This window comes from Maribacter spongiae, assembly GCF_047345125.1.
Lineage (GTDB): Bacteria > Bacteroidota > Bacteroidia > Flavobacteriales > Flavobacteriaceae > Maribacter.
Genome location: NZ_JBLFEQ010000002.1, coordinates 147,975 through 166,049, shown reverse-complemented (window position 1 = coordinate 166,049; position 18,075 = coordinate 147,975). Strand labels below are relative to the sequence as shown.

Genomic DNA, 18,075 nt, shown 5'->3' with positions numbered 1-18,075 from the left:
TCCAAATTAGGATCCGCTTAAAAATACTTTGGTCTTGGGTCGGCATTGCGCTAAACTTAAACTAAAAGTATTAAAAAATCCCGCTTATGAACAGAATTTCAGAGGTTAAGATTTTATATCGAGTTTTAGGTTAAGTTCTTCCAATTGTACTTTGTCAATGGGGGAGGGAGCATCTATCATCACATCCCGACCACTATTGTTCTTGGGGAAGGCAATAAAATCGCGGATGGTTTCCTGACCGCCAAGAATGGCTACCAGACGGTCCAATCCAAAAGCGATACCACCGTGCGGGGGTGCTCCATATTGAAAAGCGTCCATTAGAAAACCAAATTGTGCCTTGGCCTCTTCTGGGGTAAAACCTAAGTGTTTGAACATTACGGCCTGCGTTTCCTTATCGTGTATCCGTATTGATCCACCACCAATTTCGTTGCCGTTCAACACCAGATCATAGGCGTTGGCACGGACCGCTCCCGGATCGGTATCCAACAATTCCAACTGACCGGGTTTTGGAGAGGTAAAGGGATGGTGCATGGCATGGTAATGACCTGTTTCCTCATCCAGTTCCAATAAAGGAAAATCAATGACCCAAAGGGGGGCAAACTCATTTGGTTTACGGAGCCCCATGCGTTCCGCCAGTTCCATGCGCAAAGCACTAAGTTGGGTTCTGGTCTTGTTGACATCCCCGGAAAGTACACAAATTAAATCCCCGGCCCTTGCTTGTGTCTCTTTGGCCCAATTGGCCAGATCTTCCCGGTCATAAAATTTGTCGACGGAAGATTTAAACGTACCGTCTTCATTACATTTTACATAGACCATTCCCTTGGCACCAATTTGTGGCCGTCTTACCCAGTCGATGAGTTTATCTATTTCTTTTCTGGTATAGCCGGCACCGCCGGGAACCGCTATCCCTACCACAAGTTCCGCCGAATTGAACACATTGAAATCTTTGTGTTGGGCTACGGCGTTGAGCTCACCGAATTCCATGCCAAAGCGGATATCCGGTTTGTCGTTTCCATACTTTTTCATGGCTTCGTCAAAAGTTATCCTTGGAAACGCATCAACTTCAATACCCTTTATTTCCTTTAATAAATAAGTCGTCAATCCTTCAAAAACGTTTAAAATATCTTCCTGTTCCACAAAAGCCATTTCACAGTCGATTTGTGTGAATTCCGGTTGTCTGTCGGCCCGTAGATCTTCATCCCTAAAACACTTTACGATCTGGAAATATTTGTCCAATCCGCCCACCATCAAGAGTTGTTTAAATGTTTGTGGGGATTGCGGCAACGCATAAAACTGCCCTTCGTTCATTCTGCTTGGCACTACAAAATCACGCGCACCTTCGGGTGTGGATTTGATCAAATACGGTGTTTCAACCTCTATAAAACCTTGTTCCGAAAGGTATTTACGAACCTCCATGCTTACTTTGCTCCTAAAAACAAGATTGTTCTTGATAGGGTTTCTTCTAAGGTCCAGATAACGGAACTTCATCCGTAGGTCCTCGCCTCCATCGGTTTCATCTTCTATGGTAAAAGGCGGTGTCTTGGATTCGTTCAGAACAGTAAGTTCTTGGACCAATACTTCTATGTTACCCGTGGGAATGTTATTGTTTTTTGAAGCTCGTTCTATAACTTTTCCTTTGGCCTGTACAACAAATTCCCTACCCAGGTTGCGGGCTTTTTCCAAAAGTTCCGAAGGAGTCCGGTCCTCATCGAATACCAACTGGGTAATGCCGTAACGATCACGGATATCTACCCAAACTACAAATCCCTTATCACGTGTTTTCTGTACCCAACCGGACAGGGTTACCAAAGTATCAATATGGGATTCCCTTAAGGCTCCGCAGGAATGGCTTCTATACATAATCGCAACTTTTAATAAAGGGCAAATTTAAGAAGTCTAGAGGACTATAACTGTACATAAAAAGTAGGTTTTATCGATTATCGGCCAAAACTTTTTAAAATAGTCAATATATTAAAAATCAATTACTTACAAGCTTAATGTAAATTTAATGTAAATTAAACGTTATTTAAAGTAAAATAAATGTATCTTCGTAATACAAAGAATAGAAATAACATTAAATCCTACATACGATGAAAAAGATATTATTTATAGCAATCTTCCTTGTTTCTATAGGAATGACAGCCCAGACCGTGGAACCAAAATTTGAAAAAGAGGGAGATAAGGTAAAGGCAACTTATTTTCATGCCAATGGCGAAATCTCCCAACAAGGTTATTTTTTAAATGAAAGACTGGAAGGGGAATGGAAGATGTTCAATGCCAAAGGTGAAAAAATTGCCATGGGGAATTATACCAAAGGCGTAAAAACCGGGAAATGGTTGTTTTGGGATGGCGATACGGTTAAAGAGGTGAATTTTGCCGATAATGTAATTGCTGCCGTTGTTGATACCAAATCTTCAAAACCATTGGCAAATAACTAAATTCCGTTTGGAAAATAAAAAGGGCCCCGATTCATTTGAATAGGGGCCCTTTTTTTTTTAAGACTTTGTGGTCCGCTCAATGGTTGTTCATATAGGGAACAGCAATAAACAGCTACGCCGCACTTTCCAATAGTTCTCCTTTAACCTCTTTTTTATTTCCGCTCCCTCTTAATCTAACCTTGATCCTGTACACTATATTGAACAATACCGGAACAATGATCAAGGTAAGAAAGGTAGCTACGATCAACCCAAAGATTACGGTCCATGCCAAAGGCCCCCAAAAGATTACATTGTCTCCACCAATATAGATTTTTGGATCAAACTGGGAGAATAATGAAAAGAAATCTATATTCAGTCCAATGGCCAACGGAATCAATCCGAGAACCGTTGTAATTGCCGTTAATATTACCGGTCGTAATCTGGCCTTGCCACTTCTTATAATAATCTGGGTAGCATCGTCCATGGTCAATAGATCACTGTCTTCCATGTCCAAGGCCACCTTTTTCCTATCGATAAGAATTTGTGTATAGTCCAACAGTACTACCCCGTTGTTGACCACGATTCCCGCCAAGGAAATAATGCCCATCATGGTCATCATAATCACAAAGGACCATCCTGTGAGCATAAGACCTCCAAAAACGCCTATAAAGCTCAGGAATATGGCGATCATGATGATCAATGGTTTGGAAATGCCCCCGAACTGGAAAATAAGTATCAGCATGATCAGACCCAATCCTGAGAAAAATGCACCTACCAAAAACTGCATTTGCTTGTTCTGTTCTTCAATTTGTCCGGTATAGTCAATTTTAATGTCTTCGGGAAGGCCTTCATAGTTTTCCATCTCTTTTTGAATTTCGGCGACAATGGCCCCTGCATCCGTAAAACCGGGTTTTAGGCCAGAATAGACTGTTACTACCCTTTTCTTGTCCCTGTGCTTAATGGCACTGAATCCCGAAGAGTTTCTTTGTTGGGCCACTGCGGACACCGGCACTTCCTTAATTTGTCCCGAGGCGGGATCCCTAAATATGATGTTCTGGTTGAAGAGTGCGTTTTTATCATATCTGATGTCCTCTTTAAAACGGACGTTGATATCATAATCTTCACCATCCAATTTATAGATTCCCGCTTTTTCACCAAATAACGACCTTCTGAGCTGTTGGCCTACTTGTCCTACGGCAACACCCAACTCTCCTGCCTTTTCGCGATCAACCACTACCTGCATGGAGGGTTTGCTCTTGTTCACATCGATTTTAAGCTCTTCGATACCCGCAATGTTCTTGGTGTTGATGAAGTTTCGGATATCTTCCGCCGTATTGATCAATTCCGTATAATCCTTACCTTCCAGTTCCAGGTTTATGGGATAACCTGCCGGAGGGCCATTATAGTCCTTTTCCACAGAGATGGATACACCCGGATATATACCCGTAAGGGCTTCCTGTACCTCTTTTCGCAATACTTCGGTATCCAGCCCATTGCGGTACTTAAACTCCCGCATAGAAACGGTAACCTTGCCACGATGTGGCATTTCTGCCGTGGAGCCACCGTCCGTTTGTGGATTGCCGGCACCTTCTCCCACCTGTGAAACGGCGGATTCCACTAAATAATTAAATTCGCCATTGGTGTATTTTTCACTATTGACAACGGCATATACCCGTTCCTCCACTTCTTTGGTAATCTGATCGGTCTTTTCAATGGCCGTTCCCTGCGGATATTCTATATAGGCATAAATCTCGTTGGGAATGTTATCCGGAAAGAACTCGATCTTTGTTCTTCCCGAACCGACGGACATGCCGAATAGCATAAAAACCATGATCAACATCAAGAAGGTAATGCCCGAATACCAATATACATTACTGCCTTTTAGGGCGTGTTTTATCCGACGTTCATACCAGTTTTCAAATCGGACCATGGTGTTTTTTTGAAAATGTAGCGCCCATTTTTTAAGTGCATACTTATAGACCCAGAACATGGCCGCGGTCAAGATCATAACGGTTCCCAATCCCCGCATGGCTCCGCCGAACAATAGGATAAGAATACCAAATCCACCTAATATGACGCTAATTCGGATCAGCTGCTTTATTTTAAGTTCCTTTTCGCCTATTTCCATAAATTGGGAGACCAACATGGAGTTCATAAAAATGGCGACAAATAACGAGGAGCCCAAAACTACGGATAGGGTAATGGGGAAATAGATCATAAACTGACCAAAGATACCGGGCCATAATCCTAACGGTACAAAGGCCGCAACCGTAGTAACCGTAGAGATAATGATAGGAAAGGCAATTTCACCGATACCTTTTTTGGCCGCTTCTGTTCGGGACATGCCTTCATCCATTAGGCGATATACGTTCTCTACGACTACGATCCCATTATCTACCATCATACCAAGGCCCATGATCATTCCAAAAAGAATCATGGTATTTAGCGTATAACCCAGATTGTTCAAGATCATAAAGGACATGAACATGGACATAGGGATGGCGAAACCAACGAACAGTGCGTTCCTGAACCCCAGGAAGAACATTAGAACGGTGACCACCAAAATGATTCCAAAAATAATGTTGTTGACCAGATCGTCTACCTGGTTCAAGGTCCTGCCCGAAGAATCGTTGGCAATGGAAATATTAAGATCGGACGGATAATAATCCACTTGCTCCTTTTTTACGATTTCCCGTATTTTTCGGGAAGCTTCTATCATGTTTTTGCCCGATCTTTTCTTAATGTCCAGCATTACCACACTTTCGCCGAATTCCCTTGCGTAGGTGGTCTTATCCTCTTCGGAAAAAGTTACGGTGGCAATGTCCCGCAGGTATATAGCTCCTTTTTCGGACTTGACCACAAAATTCTCCAGTTGTTCGGGATCTTGTATTTCTCCGAGAACCCGTATGGTCCTGCGTTGTTCCTTGTTCTTGATATTCCCTGCGGACATGGTCATGTTACCATTGGCAATAGCACCGATAACATCCTGAAAACTCACTTTGGCGGCCATCATTTTATAAACGTCTACGGCAACTTCCACTTCTTTTTCCTGGGCCCCACGGATACTTACTTCCTTTATCTCCTGTAAATCCTCTATTTCATCCTGTAGGTACTCTGCAAACTCCTTTAATTTTTCAATGGGATAGTCCCCGGTAAAATTGATGTTCATTATGGGAAATGACTCGGATAGGTTTAGGTCAAAAACATTGGGTTCTACCTTGGCATTATTAAAAGTGGGCCAGTCTTCACTTGCCTTTTCACCATCTACCTCGTCCTTTACCTTTTGTTTGGCCTGTTCCACGGTCAATTCCTCATCAAATTCCACGGTTATGATGGAATAGTCTTCTTGAGAGGTAGAAGTAACCTTTACCACATTGCTTACGTTTTTTAGACGATCCTCCAGAGGGTCGGTAATCAACCGTTCAATATCTTCAGCGGTATTCCCCGGATAAGGAGTACTTATATATACTTTTGTTTCCACTATTTCCGGAAAGTCCTCTCGGGGCATGGCCTGATATGCCGTAAAACCAAACCACAAAAACAGGGCGATCATCACATAGATTACGGACGGATTGTCAATGGCCCAGGAAGAGAACCTGAACTCTTTATTTGCATTTTTCTTTTGTTTACTCATGTTTGCGAATGCTTTGGTTTTTGATCGATTTTTTTAACTGCCAACTGCCAACTGCCAACTGCCAACTGCCAACTGCCAACTGATTACTGATTACTGTCCACTGTCTGATCCTTTATTTCCACCTTTTGACCATCTTTTACACTTCTGGCCCCTTCCATGATAACAAAATCGCCCTCGGAAATACCCGCCAGTATTTCTACTACAGTTCCCTGGGTCTTTCCTGTTGTTACGATCCGTTTGGAAATTGTTGCTTCCTTGTCGGAACCGGTACGTTCCGCTATATAGATGTATTGTTCCCCTTCGGCATTCTCCGAAATAATGCTCTGTGGTACAACAATGGCCTTATCATTGGTATAGTCGTTGATATTGACCTTGGCCGTGAGGTTGGGTTTAATGGTACCTTCTTTATTGGGTACAGGAATTTCCACGTTAAAAGCCCTGTTGTTCGGATTAATGAAATTTCCCGTTTGCCTCACCTTTGTATTTATGGTATCTCCCAATACGGGGAAATAAACCTTTGCTTCCTTGCCTACCGCGATACCGGGCAGGTAATTCTCTGGCACATCAACTTCAATGTACATATCGTTTAGATTCACGATCCTGAACACCTCGGAACCTTGCCCCGGTGCTACTACCGTTCCCTGATCTTTGATGACATTGTCTATGATACCGGAAAAGGGGGCTCTTATACTGGATTTCCCCAACTGGCTTTGTGCCTGATTCACGGAATTTTGTGTGGCCTCGTAATTTGTTTTGGCCTGTAAGAACTGGATTTCAGAGCCTATCTTTTGCTCCCATAACCTTTTTTGACGCTCATAGGTAGTCTTTGCAAGTTCTGCCTGGGTCTTTAGTTGTGCCAATTGACTGGACATTCCGCCATCATCGATCGAGGCTAAAAGCTGTCCTTTTTTTACACGCTGCCCTTCCGTAACGTAAACCCGTTGCAAGGTTCCGGGCATTTCGGGATAGATAAGGACATTCTGTTTTGTTTTTACATTGCCCTGAAGCTCCAGATAATGATTGAATACTTCTTCTTTGGCCGTAATTGTGGTCACCAGATCAAGATTGGCTTTCCCGGTCTTTGAAGCTATGGCAGAATCCAATTTTCTTAAATCGACCTGTAGGGTTTTTTGACTATCGGATAATTCAGTTTTTCTGGCCCGCAGGGCCTCTAAATTTCCTTGTTCGATCAAATCGTCAATAGACTGTTGGGAGGTGTTGCCACATGAAAACAATAGCAAGGCGGTTCCAAAGTATATTATTTTTTTCATGGATAAAGTTTTTATGATTGATTCTTTAGGATTTGTTATTGAGTATAATTTCCAATTCCGTTTTCTTGTTAATGACCTCTACCATAGACTGCAAGTATTCTTGCTGTGCATTATAGAGTTGGGTTTGGGCCTGCCTTAGTTCAAAACTGGTGGCAAGACCCTCAAAATACTTGATTTCGTTTTTATGCTCGATCCTTTCCGCAAGGTCAAGGTTATGCTTGGCATTCTGGTATTGCTCTATGGACAAGGTATAATTGCTTTTGGTATTCTCCAATTGAAGCCGGACCTGTTCTTCAGCCTCCGTTAATTGGGTCTTTGCTTTTTCCATGGCAATTTTGGCCCGTTGCGTACTGGCACTCCTCTTGAGCGAACTAAAGATGGGAATGCTGAGGTCAAACCCGAGTACGGAAGAATTAAACCATTCCTGATCGCCATTAAAAAAACTAAAGTTGTCCGAAAAGGCGGAACTTCCATAATTGATAAAGGCGTTCAATGTAGGGAGTGCCCTGCTCTTGGCCAGTTTCCACTCAAAATAACGTTGCTCGTTCAAATTGGCGACCAATTTATAGTCTACGTTGTTCTCTATGTTCAACTCACTTTCGAGGAGACCAAAATCAATTTGTTTTTGGGTGAGGTCATCCAAAGTCTCTTCCAATTGGGTAGGGGCATCCAAGGCAATGCCCATGACCAGATTCAACATTTTAAGCGTAATGGCCTGGAGCCGTATGGCATTTTTTAATTGATTGTCCACAGAGGACAGGGTAATTTGAAGTTGTTCTACGCTTTCCTCGTCGCCCAGGCCGTTTTCAAATATTTTAACGGTTTCATTCAGGTTCTTTTGCAAAGTAGCCTTGTTCCTTTCAAAAATGGACACACTTTCCTGGGCGAGTAATACATTACCGTAGGCCTCAACGGTTGCCTTTGTGACTTCCTGGCCCGTTTTTTCCCGGTTATTGGCACTATAGTTCAGAAAAGCTTTGGTGGCCTGTACCCCTACAATATAGGAACCGTCGAATATTTGTTGCTTGAGTGTTGCCGTTGCCGTTGCCGTTTGGGGTTGGGTAAATATCAATGGCACAAAAATGTCGGGACCTTGTTGTGTTCCAGGGGGTAAAAACTGTTCCGGGATCAATATGGAGGGGAATAAGGTCTGTGGTTGCTTTAACTGGTTTTGATAACTGATGGCACCACTTATTTGGGGAAGTCCGGACGCTATGGTCTCCCATTTCTGTTTTTGGGCATCCACAATATCCCTATCCGCATTTATGACCTTGTAATTATTTTCCAGGGCAAAATCAATGGCTTCCTGCAAGGAGAAGCTATATGTTTTTTCTTCCTGCCCGCGTAATTGCCCTAATGCGGACAAAACGATGAGAACATATAAATAGTTACGCATTATTATTCTTGGTTTGAGTTGATGATTGCATTTAATATTTTTCTTCCTTTTGGGGTTATGATTCCCCTTAAATGATACTCCAGATAATCGTCCATGAGCGTCGCGACCGGAAATTTGTTCATTGGGAATAGTTTTTGATCCTTTATACTGGTCACTCCCATAAAATAAATTCGGGCCACAAAATCCTTGTTTAAATTTTCCCGATAAATTCCTTGCTCCACACCTCTTCTGATGTTGTCCAGTACACAATCTTCCATGAGTTCGTATTGCCGCTCCCGCATCATCCCATAAACTTTGGGATAGTATTTTTGAAGCTGATATTGTGGCGAGGATTTTTCATCTTTTAAATGCAGCATTACGAATTTTTTTATTTCGTAGAGCTCCTTGATCGGATTTTTTTCCAAACCGCAGATATGGTCAATACCGTGTGATATACAGTGTAATAGATGTGATGTGCTTTCTTCAACGAGCTTTGTCTTGTTCTCATAATGGGTATAGATCGTTTTTTTGGAAATCCCCATTTCATTTGCCAGGTCGTCCATGGTAACGCTCTTAAACCCCAGGTTCAAGAACATATCCGTCGCTTTTTCTAAAATCTTCTCTTTCATAACGACCGCAAATATAAACATGGAAACTTTAAAAACAATAAAAGTTTCTTAAGTTTTACAATTTCTTAACGTGGGCATGGGGGTCTTTTTTGTCCGCTTCGTTTACCTGTTGTTCGGTGGAACGTCGTGCTATGTTGTTGTTCAGGCTCCAGAAGAAAGTCTTGTGCCCATACCTTCTTTTCCTTGGATCGTTCTTTTTATTTGCCATTAGTTCTTTTTTTCGTTTTGTATCCTTTCCAAATAGTTATTGTAAGCCTGCTCACCCTCTTCTTTCCAAAATTCGTCGTAGTGTTTCCATTCGGTGAAATCCTTTCTTAAGGATCCACATTTTCTTGGACCGGAATGTTTTTTCGAATTACCGCTTTTCCCCGGACCGTCGCCACTGCCAAAGCCAAAAATGATCTTTGCCAAAATGAGAATGCCCACGGCCTGCCAATAATCGACCTCCGGCAACCCGAACAGTTCCGGCATTAACCAATTCCATAGTTGCATAACTATATACCCTACCAGAAAGGCTATGGCCAATCCAAGTAGGATATAGAACAATATCTTAAATACCTTGGTGGTATAGTATTTTATTTTTTGTTCCATGTGTCTTTCCATTTTATCCTTGTTTTCCATAATCTAAATTTTTTAATTTTTTTTCGGTTTCTAAACTTTTTAATAATAAGGACATCGCCCTATGTCTTCGTGACATTAAGGTACCTGAAGGAATTCCTGTTTCCATGGAAATTTCCCTATAGGTGTATCCTTCAAAATCGACTGCTATGATAATATCACGATATGCCGGTTTTAACTTCATGATCGCTTTTTTCAGATTGTCCTTTAGTTGATCGGGATATTCTTTGGCATCGCCCTCATAGAACAAGGCCGTGAATTCCGTCCATAATTGTTCCAGGACCTTTTCGTCATAGATTTTTTCTTTTTTTGTGCGCATCACATCAATAATCTTATTCTTGATGGCATTGTACACGAACCCTCCAATATTTTGTATGGGCAAAGCATCCATAGGTCTTGAAAATATCCGTAAGGCTACTTCCTGGATGATATCTTCTGCATCGCTTTCCGTGGTATGTTCTATTTTTGAACGTACATAACCTTTAAGCGAATAGTATTCTTCTCTAAAGAATTTATTAAGGTTGTTATTTTGTTGTTTTTCAGAAACCATTAAAGGCTTTTCTTGAGGTCTTCAATAGTAAAGACGATAAATTTGAAAACTATTGCATTTTTAGGATGATTTTCAAGATGAGTCCTATAAGAATATGACGGTTGTGGAAACTATTTGTAACAATGAGCGTATTTTTGATAAAAATTGATCTATGCATTCCATTGAATATTATCGTTCTGAGTTCATTGCGTATTTAGAGTCTAAGATTATCACCAAAGAGCCCAAAAACCTGTATGAACCCATAAACTATATTTTAGATTTGGGCGGTAAGCGGTTAAGGCCCGTTTTAACTTTGTTGGCTACGGAGATTTTTGGTTCCGATCATAAAGAAGCTTTGGATGCCGCTTTGGCCATAGAGGTCTTTCATAATTTTTCATTGATCCATGATGATATTATGGATGCCGCCCCTTTGAGAAGGGGAAAATCTACGGTACATGAAAAATGGGACGTGAATACCGGAATCCTTTCCGGAGATGCCATGCTGATCAATGCTTATCAACTGTTCGAGAATTATCAGGCCGATACTTTTAGGGATTTGGCCAAACTATTTAGTAAGACGGCCTTGGAAGTTTGTGAAGGGCAACAGTATGATGTGGATTTTGAGACCAGGGATGATGTTACCATTGCCGAGTATCTTAAAATGATCGAATACAAGACCGCCGTTTTGGTGGCCGCAGCATTAAAAATGGGCGGAATTATTGCGGGTGCTTCTGGAAAGGAACAGGAATATATCTATGATTTTGGACGAAATCTTGGTCTGGCCTTTCAATTGCAAGATGATTACCTGGATGCCTTTGGAGACCCCAAAACCTTTGGGAAACAAGTAGGTGGGGATATTATAGAAAATAAAAAGACATACCTGTATCTCAAGGTATTGGAATTGGGAACCAAGACACAGCGTAAAGAATTAATGGATTTATTTTCGATCCAACCCGCAGATCCATCGGAGAAAGTAAATGGTGTAAAGGAAATATTTTTGGATAGCGGCGCATCACAAGCTACACAAAAAGCAATACAAGACTATACAAAAAGGGCTTTTGATGTTTTGGACCGCTTGGATATTGTAGATGAAAAAAAAATAATACTTAGGCAGATCGGAGAACAGTTGATGAGGCGAAAAGTTTAAAATATTCTTTTGAGCAGCACCTTTGTAAAAGACCAAAAAAGACACCCGTAAAAGATAGATTTTCCATGAAGTTGGTTTCCTCATCCAGAAACCTGAAGATAACTTGAAGTTTCTTTTTTTGAATAACCATTCAAAAATATCGCACCTAAATCGTTTTGTCAATAAAGGACATCCAAGAACAAAGGATCCTAATACCAGTAATTTATTTTTAAGACTCACGCCCAACATTATCATCTAAAAAAGACGTACATGTCAATAAAAAATATTTTAGATTCATCTAAAATATTTTTTATATTAATATTAATAATTATTTTTGCCAATATCAAAAAGATAGTTTAATTAAATATGGACGTGAAAAGAATAAGTACAATTATTTTTGTTTTGGCAGCTCAATTCATAGTGGCGCAACAGTATGGTAAGGTAGAAGGTACAGTAACACTTGATGGAGAACCATTATTAGGGGGCAACGTGTATTTGAAGAGCCAAAACGGGTATGGCACTGTTAGTGATGAAAATGGAAATTTTATTTTAGAGTCGACCCCCGTTGGGGAAAGAGAGGTGGTGTTTTCATATGTTGGAGCTTCTTCTGCCAAAATAAAAGTAACCGTAAAAGAGGGGGTAACGTCTCATATAGAGGCAAACTTAGAGAGCAATCTTTTCTTGGATGAGGTGGTGATCTCCGTTCCTGGCTCAAGGTTGCAAAAAGATTTAGTGGTTAATGTAGAAAAGCAGCCCCTGACCAAAATTAATATAGCATCGTCAGTTACTCTTGCTGAAAGTATTACCAACCTTAATGGTGTTTCCCAAAATTCTACGGGAGGCAGTATAGGAAAACCTGTTATCAGGGGGCTTACTAGTAATCGAGTGGTTACTTATGCCCAAGGTACACGAATAGAAAATCAACAATGGGGAGCTGAACATGGCTTGGGCGTTAGTAATAATGGAATTAAAAGTGTTGAAGTTATAAAAGGCCCCGCATCTTTACTGTACGGTTCAGATGCTATTGGCGGTGTGCTCTATTTTGTTGAAGAAAATTATACTTCCAAAGGTGTCGAAGGTGCTTTTGAAACAGGATATTTTACAAACGCGCAAGGTTCTCAGAATAAATTGGGGGTTAAAACCAATATTGGTGATTTTAAGACCAATGTATATATAGGATATAATACATCAGGAGACTATCAGATATCAAAAGATGGTCAAACAGAGCAACAACAGGCACTCGGGCAACGAATATTCAATACACGTTTTAATGAGAAAAGTGCCAAAATTTCCTTGGGCCTGATAAAAGATGAAATTACTTCAAAACTGACGTATAGTTATTTGAACAACTTTTTTGGTATTCCTGCTATCGTTCCTTTTGTATCGGATTTTACAAGAGAATTTGTACTTCCTTTTCAAGATGTTACCCAACATAATATCGCTTTTGAAAATAACATCGATTTAAATGGAGCTCGTGCCAACATTACCCTTGGTTATGCTATAAATGACCGGCAAGAATTCAACGAAGTGGAAGAAGCTCCGGACTTACACCTAAATTTGAATGTGTATAGCTATAATATTAAGGTTTCCGATTTTTTGAAATCTGATAAAATAGATCTTGTTTTTGGAGGACAAGGCTTGTTTCAAAAGAATGAGAATAAGGGTACCGTATTTCTGATTCCTGACGGTAGTACCGCTGAAAATGGGGTATTTGGTTTGTTTAATTACAAAGCTTCCGATCGTTTGCGTTTTCAATCAGGTTTACGTTTTGATAGTAAAGTGGTAAAAGCTGAAAGTGTTGAAATTGATGGGATCAGTAATTTTGCGGATTTTGATAATACCTATAATACGCTTAACTATTCTCTAGGTACTAAGTATGATTTGGGCGATGTTTCTTTGAGGTTTAATATCGCTTCAGGATATAGGGCCCCCAATACCTCCGAACTTCTTTCAAATGGTGAACATGGTGGTGTGGGGCGCATTGAAGTGGGCAATCAAAATTTAAAGAGCGAATCGGCCACCCAATTCGATTTTGCTGTCAGTTATAGTAAAAATGGCTTTAAGTTGATTCTGAACCCATTTTATAACAGTATTAGCAATTATATATTTATTGCCCCTACAGGAGAAAGGGGAGAGGAAAACCTACCCATTTTTGCCTACCTCCAAGAAAATGCAACTTTGTTCGGTGGCGAGGTCAATATTAATTATCTGCCGGAACAATTAAGGGAACTGTCTTTACAGACAGCGGTAGCCCTGACGTATGGTAATAATAGTGATAATGACCCACTGCCCTTCATACCACCAGTAAACTTCAACAGTAGATTAAACTATGATTTTAATATAGGAAATGATTGGAAATTGCATAGTGTTTACCTGCAAATGCAGAATTATTTGAGACAAGATAGAATCGCGCAAGAAGAATTACCAAATGATGCATATACCCTCATTAATCTTGGCATAGGTGCTTCTTACAAAAAGGTGGCTATTAATTTTACGATCAAAAACATATTTGATACGGTATATACCGATCATTTGTCAAGGTTAAAAACTATATTTGAAGATGTCGCCATACCCAATCAGGGTAGAGATGTCGTATTCAATTTAAGATATACTTTTTAATGACACTTTCTGAAGAAGATTATATAAAAGTCATATACCATTTGGGTAAGGGAGAGAATATTACCGTTTCTACCAATGCAGTGGCAGAACAGATGGAAACGAAACCTTCTTCAGTCACCGATATGGTCAAGAAACTTTCTGATAAAAGGGTAGTCAATTATAAACCGTACAAGGGTGTAAGCCTGACTGAATTTGGACAAAAAATTGCCCTTTCACTTGTGCGGAAACATCGCCTTTGGGAAGTGTTTTTAGTAGAAAAACTAGACTTTTCCTGGGATGAGGTCCATGAGGTAGCGGAACAATTGGAACACATTAAGAGTGAACAGCTCATAGATAAATTAGACGATTATTTAGGCTACCCCAAAACAGACCCACATGGGGACCCCATACCGTCAAAAGAAGGTAAATTTACCAAATCGGTCAAACGGTTGATCAGTGAAGTGCCTGTAGGTACCAGTGGTATATGTGTAGGTGTCAAGGATTCCTCTCCCGCTTTTTTGAAGTTTTTGGATAAGAACAAAATTGCGCTCGGCGATGGTTTTACCTTATTGGAAAGAGAAGAATTTGATGGGTCCGTTCAACTTAAGACCGTTGGGGGAATACTTCGGATATCCCATCAGATAGCCTCCAATCTGTATTTGGAAATAACGGAGTAGGAATGATATTTAGAAATTGGAAGAATAAAATATATTGGAATAATTTTGTGACGTATGGAAGAGGTAGTTAATTATTTTGAATCGATCAACCCTATTTTGGCGGCATTTTATGCCACTTTGTTTACTTGGGGCTTAACGGCGGCCGGAGCGGCATTGGTCTTTTTGTTCAAAGGAATGAACCGGGCCGTTTTAGACGGTATGTTGGGCTTTACGGGAGGTGTAATGATCGCGGCCAGTTTTTGGAGCTTATTGGCACCGGGGATAGAAATGAGTCCGGGAGACGGTTTTGTAAAAGTAATCCCCGCTGCGGTCGGGTTTTTGTTGGGTGCCGCTTTTATTTTTGGCCTGGACAAAGTGCTTCCTCATTTACATATTAATTTTAAGGAAAGCGAAGCAGAGGGTGTTAAGACACCCTGGCACCGTACCACTTTATTGACTTTGGCCATCACCTTGCACAACATCCCCGAAGGCCTTGCGGTAGGTGTTCTATTTGGAGGTGTTGCCGCAGGTTTTGATGGTGCCTCCATAGGCGGTGCGGTAGCGTTGGCCCTTGGGATAGGATTACAGAATTTTCCCGAAGGCTTTGCCGTTGCCATGCCGTTGCGAAGGCAGGGATTAAGCCGTACCCGTAGTTTTATGTACGGGCAGGCTTCGGCCATAGTTGAGCCCATCGCGGCCGTATTGGGTGCCTGGGCGGTATTGACCTTTCAGCCCATCTTACCCTATGCACTGTCTTTTGCGGCAGGGGCCATGATCTTTGTGGTCGTAGAGGAGGTGATTCCGGAGACCCAACAGGACAAGTACACGGACATCGCTACCATGGGCTTTATTGCCGGTTTTATTATTATGATGACCTTGGATGTAGGTCTGGGATAGCAGTTTCTGGGAGGCTCCTCAAGTTTTCCATAATCCGGTGCGGGACTGATTTAAAACTTTGATAAGTTCGTCAGTTTTCAATAACCCATACATTTCATCGTTTGCCAAAGAAATAGTTTATCGACCGGCCGAAATAATTGCTATTCTTTTTTTAAGTGGATACAGACCGTATTTGCTCATAAAACCGGTCGCCCTTATCGTCCTTGCCGAACATTCTTTCTATAGGATCGAATGTGTCATTTTGAAGCGGTAACGTTTTCGGTTACCTTTAGGAGCATCAAAATACCTGAACGATGCGCAAATTCACACTTCTTTTCCTATTTGGATTTTTGGTTCAATCCGGTCGGGCCCAAAAGACCAATTTTTCCTATTTGGATGTATATGCCCTTCAGTATGCATCGGAACCACAGATTTCGCCCAACGGGGATTGGGTGATATACAAGAGAATGGGGTTTGATATTATGAAGGACAAAGCTGCCGGAAACCTCTGGATGCTAAAGACGGACGGTAGTGAACATCAAAAGCTGACATCCCGGGAAGTAGGGGAGTCCACGCCCAAATGGTCACCTTCTGGAGATCGTTTGGCTTTTACCAGCAGTACGGATGAGGGTTCCGAAATATATATGTACTGGACGGTGACCGGAAAATTGGCCAAGATATCACAACTTCCCTTTAACCCCGGTTCGCTTACCTGGTCACCGGACGGAAAGCAACTGGCCTTTTCCATGAACGTGAAAAAAACGGCTCCCGTACTGGTTAAAATGCCACAGAAGCCCAAGGGTGCGAAATGGGCCGATAGCCCGAGGATTACGGACAGGCTGTACCATGAGGCCGATGGCAGGGGGTATATAGAACCCGGATTCCATCATATTTTTACCATTCCGGCAAACGGTGGGGCTCCAAGGCAGATTACCACAGGAGATTATCATCATAAAGGTACCCTATCCTGGAGCAGGGACGGGAAACGGATTTTCTTTTCTGGGAATAGAAAAGAGGATTGGGAATATGATTTTAGAAATAGTGAAATCTATGCCGTAAACGTGGACAACGGAACAATTATGGCCCTTACGGACAGAAACGGACCGGATACGGATCCAATGGTCTCCCCAGATGGTAAATATATAGCCTATATTGGTTTTGAAGATAAAGTACAAGCCTATCAAGTACGAAAATTGCATATAATGGAGGTTGATGGAAGCGGTAAAAAGGTCGTTTCCCAAGGTTTGGATAGGAGTGTGTCCCAACTTCAATGGAATACCAAAAGCAACGGGCTCTATTTTGCTTATGACGATAAGGGCAATAGCAAAATAGGGCATATTTCCTTGGATGGGGCCATTAAAACGTTGGCGGACAATATGGGGGGCACAACCATTGGGAGACCCTATGCCAGTGGTTCTTTTAGCGTTTCGGACCAGGGAGGTATTGTTTATACCCAAAGCAGGCCTGCTTATCCGGCCGAATTGGTATATGTGTCGCCAAAAGCAAAAAACCCGATGAGGTTGACCGCCTTGAACAAGGCATTTTTGGATTATAAAAAATTGGGGAAAGTAGAGGAGGTTTGGTACAAATCGTCGGTAGATCAACGGGATATCCAGGGTTGGGTAGTATATCCTCCGGATTATGATGCTTCTAAAACATATCCTTTTTTAGTTGAGAATCATGGTGGGCCCATCTTAAATTACGGAGACCGGTTTTCTGCCGAAATGCAACTTTATGCCGCTGCGGGCTATATTGTTTTTTATCCAAATCCCCGTGGGAGTACAAGTTATGGGGAAGAGTTTGGGAATTTGCTGTATAATAATTACCCCGGGGAGGATTATAATGATGTTATGGACGGGGTCGATTATTGTATTGACAAAGGAATTGCGCATGAAGATCGGTTATTTGTGACCGGAGGAAGCGCAGGAGGTATTATGTCCGCCTGGATGATAGGGAAGAATAACAGGTTTGAGGCGGCCGTTGTGGCCAAACCTATAATGAATTGGATCAGTAAGACCCTGGTGGCGGACAATTATTTTTGGTATGCCAATTCCCGTTATCCGGGTCAGCCCTGGGAAAATTTTGAAGATTATTGGAAATTTTCACCGCTTTCGCTCGTTGGTAATATAGAGACCCCTACCATGGTCATGGTGGGCATGAACGATTTGAGAACACCTCCAAGTGAGGCAAAACAACTGTATCATGCCTTAAAATTGAGAAAAGTGGAAACGGTTTTGGTAGAGATTCCCGGGGCGAGTCACGGTATTGCCAGCAGGCCCAGTAATTTGATTACAAAAATTGCACATACCTTGGCTTGGATGGAAAAATATCGGGATAAGAAATAAT

General features: G+C 41.5%; 14 protein-coding genes. 6 read left to right on the top strand and 8 right to left on the bottom strand.

The window, feature by feature from the left end; translation table 11 throughout:
- Nucleotides 1-105 precede the first annotated feature (105 nt).
- Nucleotides 106-1,860, bottom strand: a complete 1,755-nt coding sequence (aspS, locus tag ACKWB9_RS03305) for an aspartate--tRNA ligase (RefSeq protein ID WP_414001567.1) — start codon at nucleotides 1,858-1,860, stop codon at nucleotides 106-108.
- Between the two features lie 230 nt (nucleotides 1,861-2,090).
- On the opposite strand from aspS, the gene ACKWB9_RS03300 reads away from it, so the two are divergent.
- Nucleotides 2,091-2,438, top strand: a complete 348-nt coding sequence (locus ACKWB9_RS03300; RefSeq protein WP_414001566.1) for a toxin-antitoxin system YwqK family antitoxin — start codon at nucleotides 2,091-2,093, stop codon at nucleotides 2,436-2,438.
- Between the two features lie 112 nt (nucleotides 2,439-2,550).
- Here ACKWB9_RS03300 and ACKWB9_RS03295 read toward each other — a convergent pair whose 3' ends face one another.
- The 7 genes from ACKWB9_RS03295 to ACKWB9_RS03265 form a co-directional block, all read right to left on the bottom strand.
- Nucleotides 2,551-6,051: an efflux RND transporter permease subunit gene (locus ACKWB9_RS03295; RefSeq protein WP_414001565.1), complete on the bottom strand. Its 3,501-nt coding sequence runs from the start codon at nucleotides 6,049-6,051 to the stop codon at nucleotides 2,551-2,553.
- A gap of 83 nt (nucleotides 6,052-6,134) precedes the next feature.
- A complete protein-coding gene (locus ACKWB9_RS03290; RefSeq protein ID WP_414001564.1) occupies nucleotides 6,135-7,322 on the bottom strand; it encodes an efflux RND transporter periplasmic adaptor subunit in 1,188 nt (395 codons plus the stop codon).
- Between the two features lie 25 nt (nucleotides 7,323-7,347).
- Entirely contained in the window at nucleotides 7,348-8,718 is a 1,371-nt protein-coding gene (locus ACKWB9_RS03285; RefSeq protein WP_414001563.1) for a TolC family protein, read from the bottom strand.
- Between the two features lie 2 nt (nucleotides 8,719-8,720).
- Entirely contained in the window at nucleotides 8,721-9,326 is a 606-nt protein-coding gene (locus tag ACKWB9_RS03280) for a TetR/AcrR family transcriptional regulator (RefSeq protein ID WP_414001562.1), read from the bottom strand.
- A 55-nt stretch (nucleotides 9,327-9,381) separates the two neighbouring features.
- A complete protein-coding gene (locus ACKWB9_RS03275) occupies nucleotides 9,382-9,534 on the bottom strand; it encodes a hypothetical protein (RefSeq protein WP_414001561.1) in 153 nt (50 codons plus the stop codon).
- A complete protein-coding gene (locus ACKWB9_RS03270; RefSeq protein WP_414001560.1) occupies nucleotides 9,534-9,947 on the bottom strand; it encodes a hypothetical protein in 414 nt (137 codons plus the stop codon). The genes ACKWB9_RS03275 and ACKWB9_RS03270 overlap by 1 nt, the downstream gene beginning before the upstream one ends.
- Nucleotides 9,931-10,494 (bottom strand): RNA polymerase sigma factor, encoded by a 564-nt coding sequence (locus tag ACKWB9_RS03265; protein WP_414001559.1) that lies wholly within the window; start codon nucleotides 10,492-10,494, stop codon nucleotides 9,931-9,933. The genes ACKWB9_RS03270 and ACKWB9_RS03265 overlap by 17 nt, the downstream gene beginning before the upstream one ends.
- Nucleotides 10,495-10,645: 151 nt before the next feature.
- Here ACKWB9_RS03265 and ACKWB9_RS03260 point away from each other — a divergent pair, with 151 nt between their 5' ends.
- The 5 genes from ACKWB9_RS03260 to ACKWB9_RS03240 all read left to right on the top strand — a co-directional run bounded on the left by ACKWB9_RS03260 (nucleotide 10,646) and on the right by ACKWB9_RS03240 (nucleotide 18,074).
- Nucleotides 10,646-11,620: a polyprenyl synthetase family protein gene (locus ACKWB9_RS03260; protein WP_414001558.1), complete on the top strand. Its 975-nt coding sequence runs from the start codon at nucleotides 10,646-10,648 to the stop codon at nucleotides 11,618-11,620.
- Nucleotides 11,621-11,971: 351 nt separating this feature from the next.
- Nucleotides 11,972-14,218, top strand: coding sequence for a TonB-dependent receptor (locus tag ACKWB9_RS03255; RefSeq protein WP_414001557.1), 2,247 nt, complete (start codon nucleotides 11,972-11,974; stop codon nucleotides 14,216-14,218).
- A complete protein-coding gene (locus ACKWB9_RS03250) occupies nucleotides 14,218-14,874 on the top strand; it encodes a metal-dependent transcriptional regulator (protein WP_414001556.1) in 657 nt (218 codons plus the stop codon). The genes ACKWB9_RS03255 and ACKWB9_RS03250 overlap by 1 nt, the downstream gene beginning before the upstream one ends.
- A gap of 54 nt (nucleotides 14,875-14,928) precedes the next feature.
- Nucleotides 14,929-15,750 (top strand): ZIP family metal transporter, encoded by an 822-nt coding sequence (locus ACKWB9_RS03245; RefSeq protein WP_414001555.1) that lies wholly within the window; start codon nucleotides 14,929-14,931, stop codon nucleotides 15,748-15,750.
- 293 nt (nucleotides 15,751-16,043) lie between these two features.
- Nucleotides 16,044-18,074: a S9 family peptidase gene (locus ACKWB9_RS03240; protein WP_414001554.1), complete on the top strand. Its 2,031-nt coding sequence runs from the start codon at nucleotides 16,044-16,046 to the stop codon at nucleotides 18,072-18,074.
- Nucleotide 18,075 lies beyond the last annotated feature (1 nt).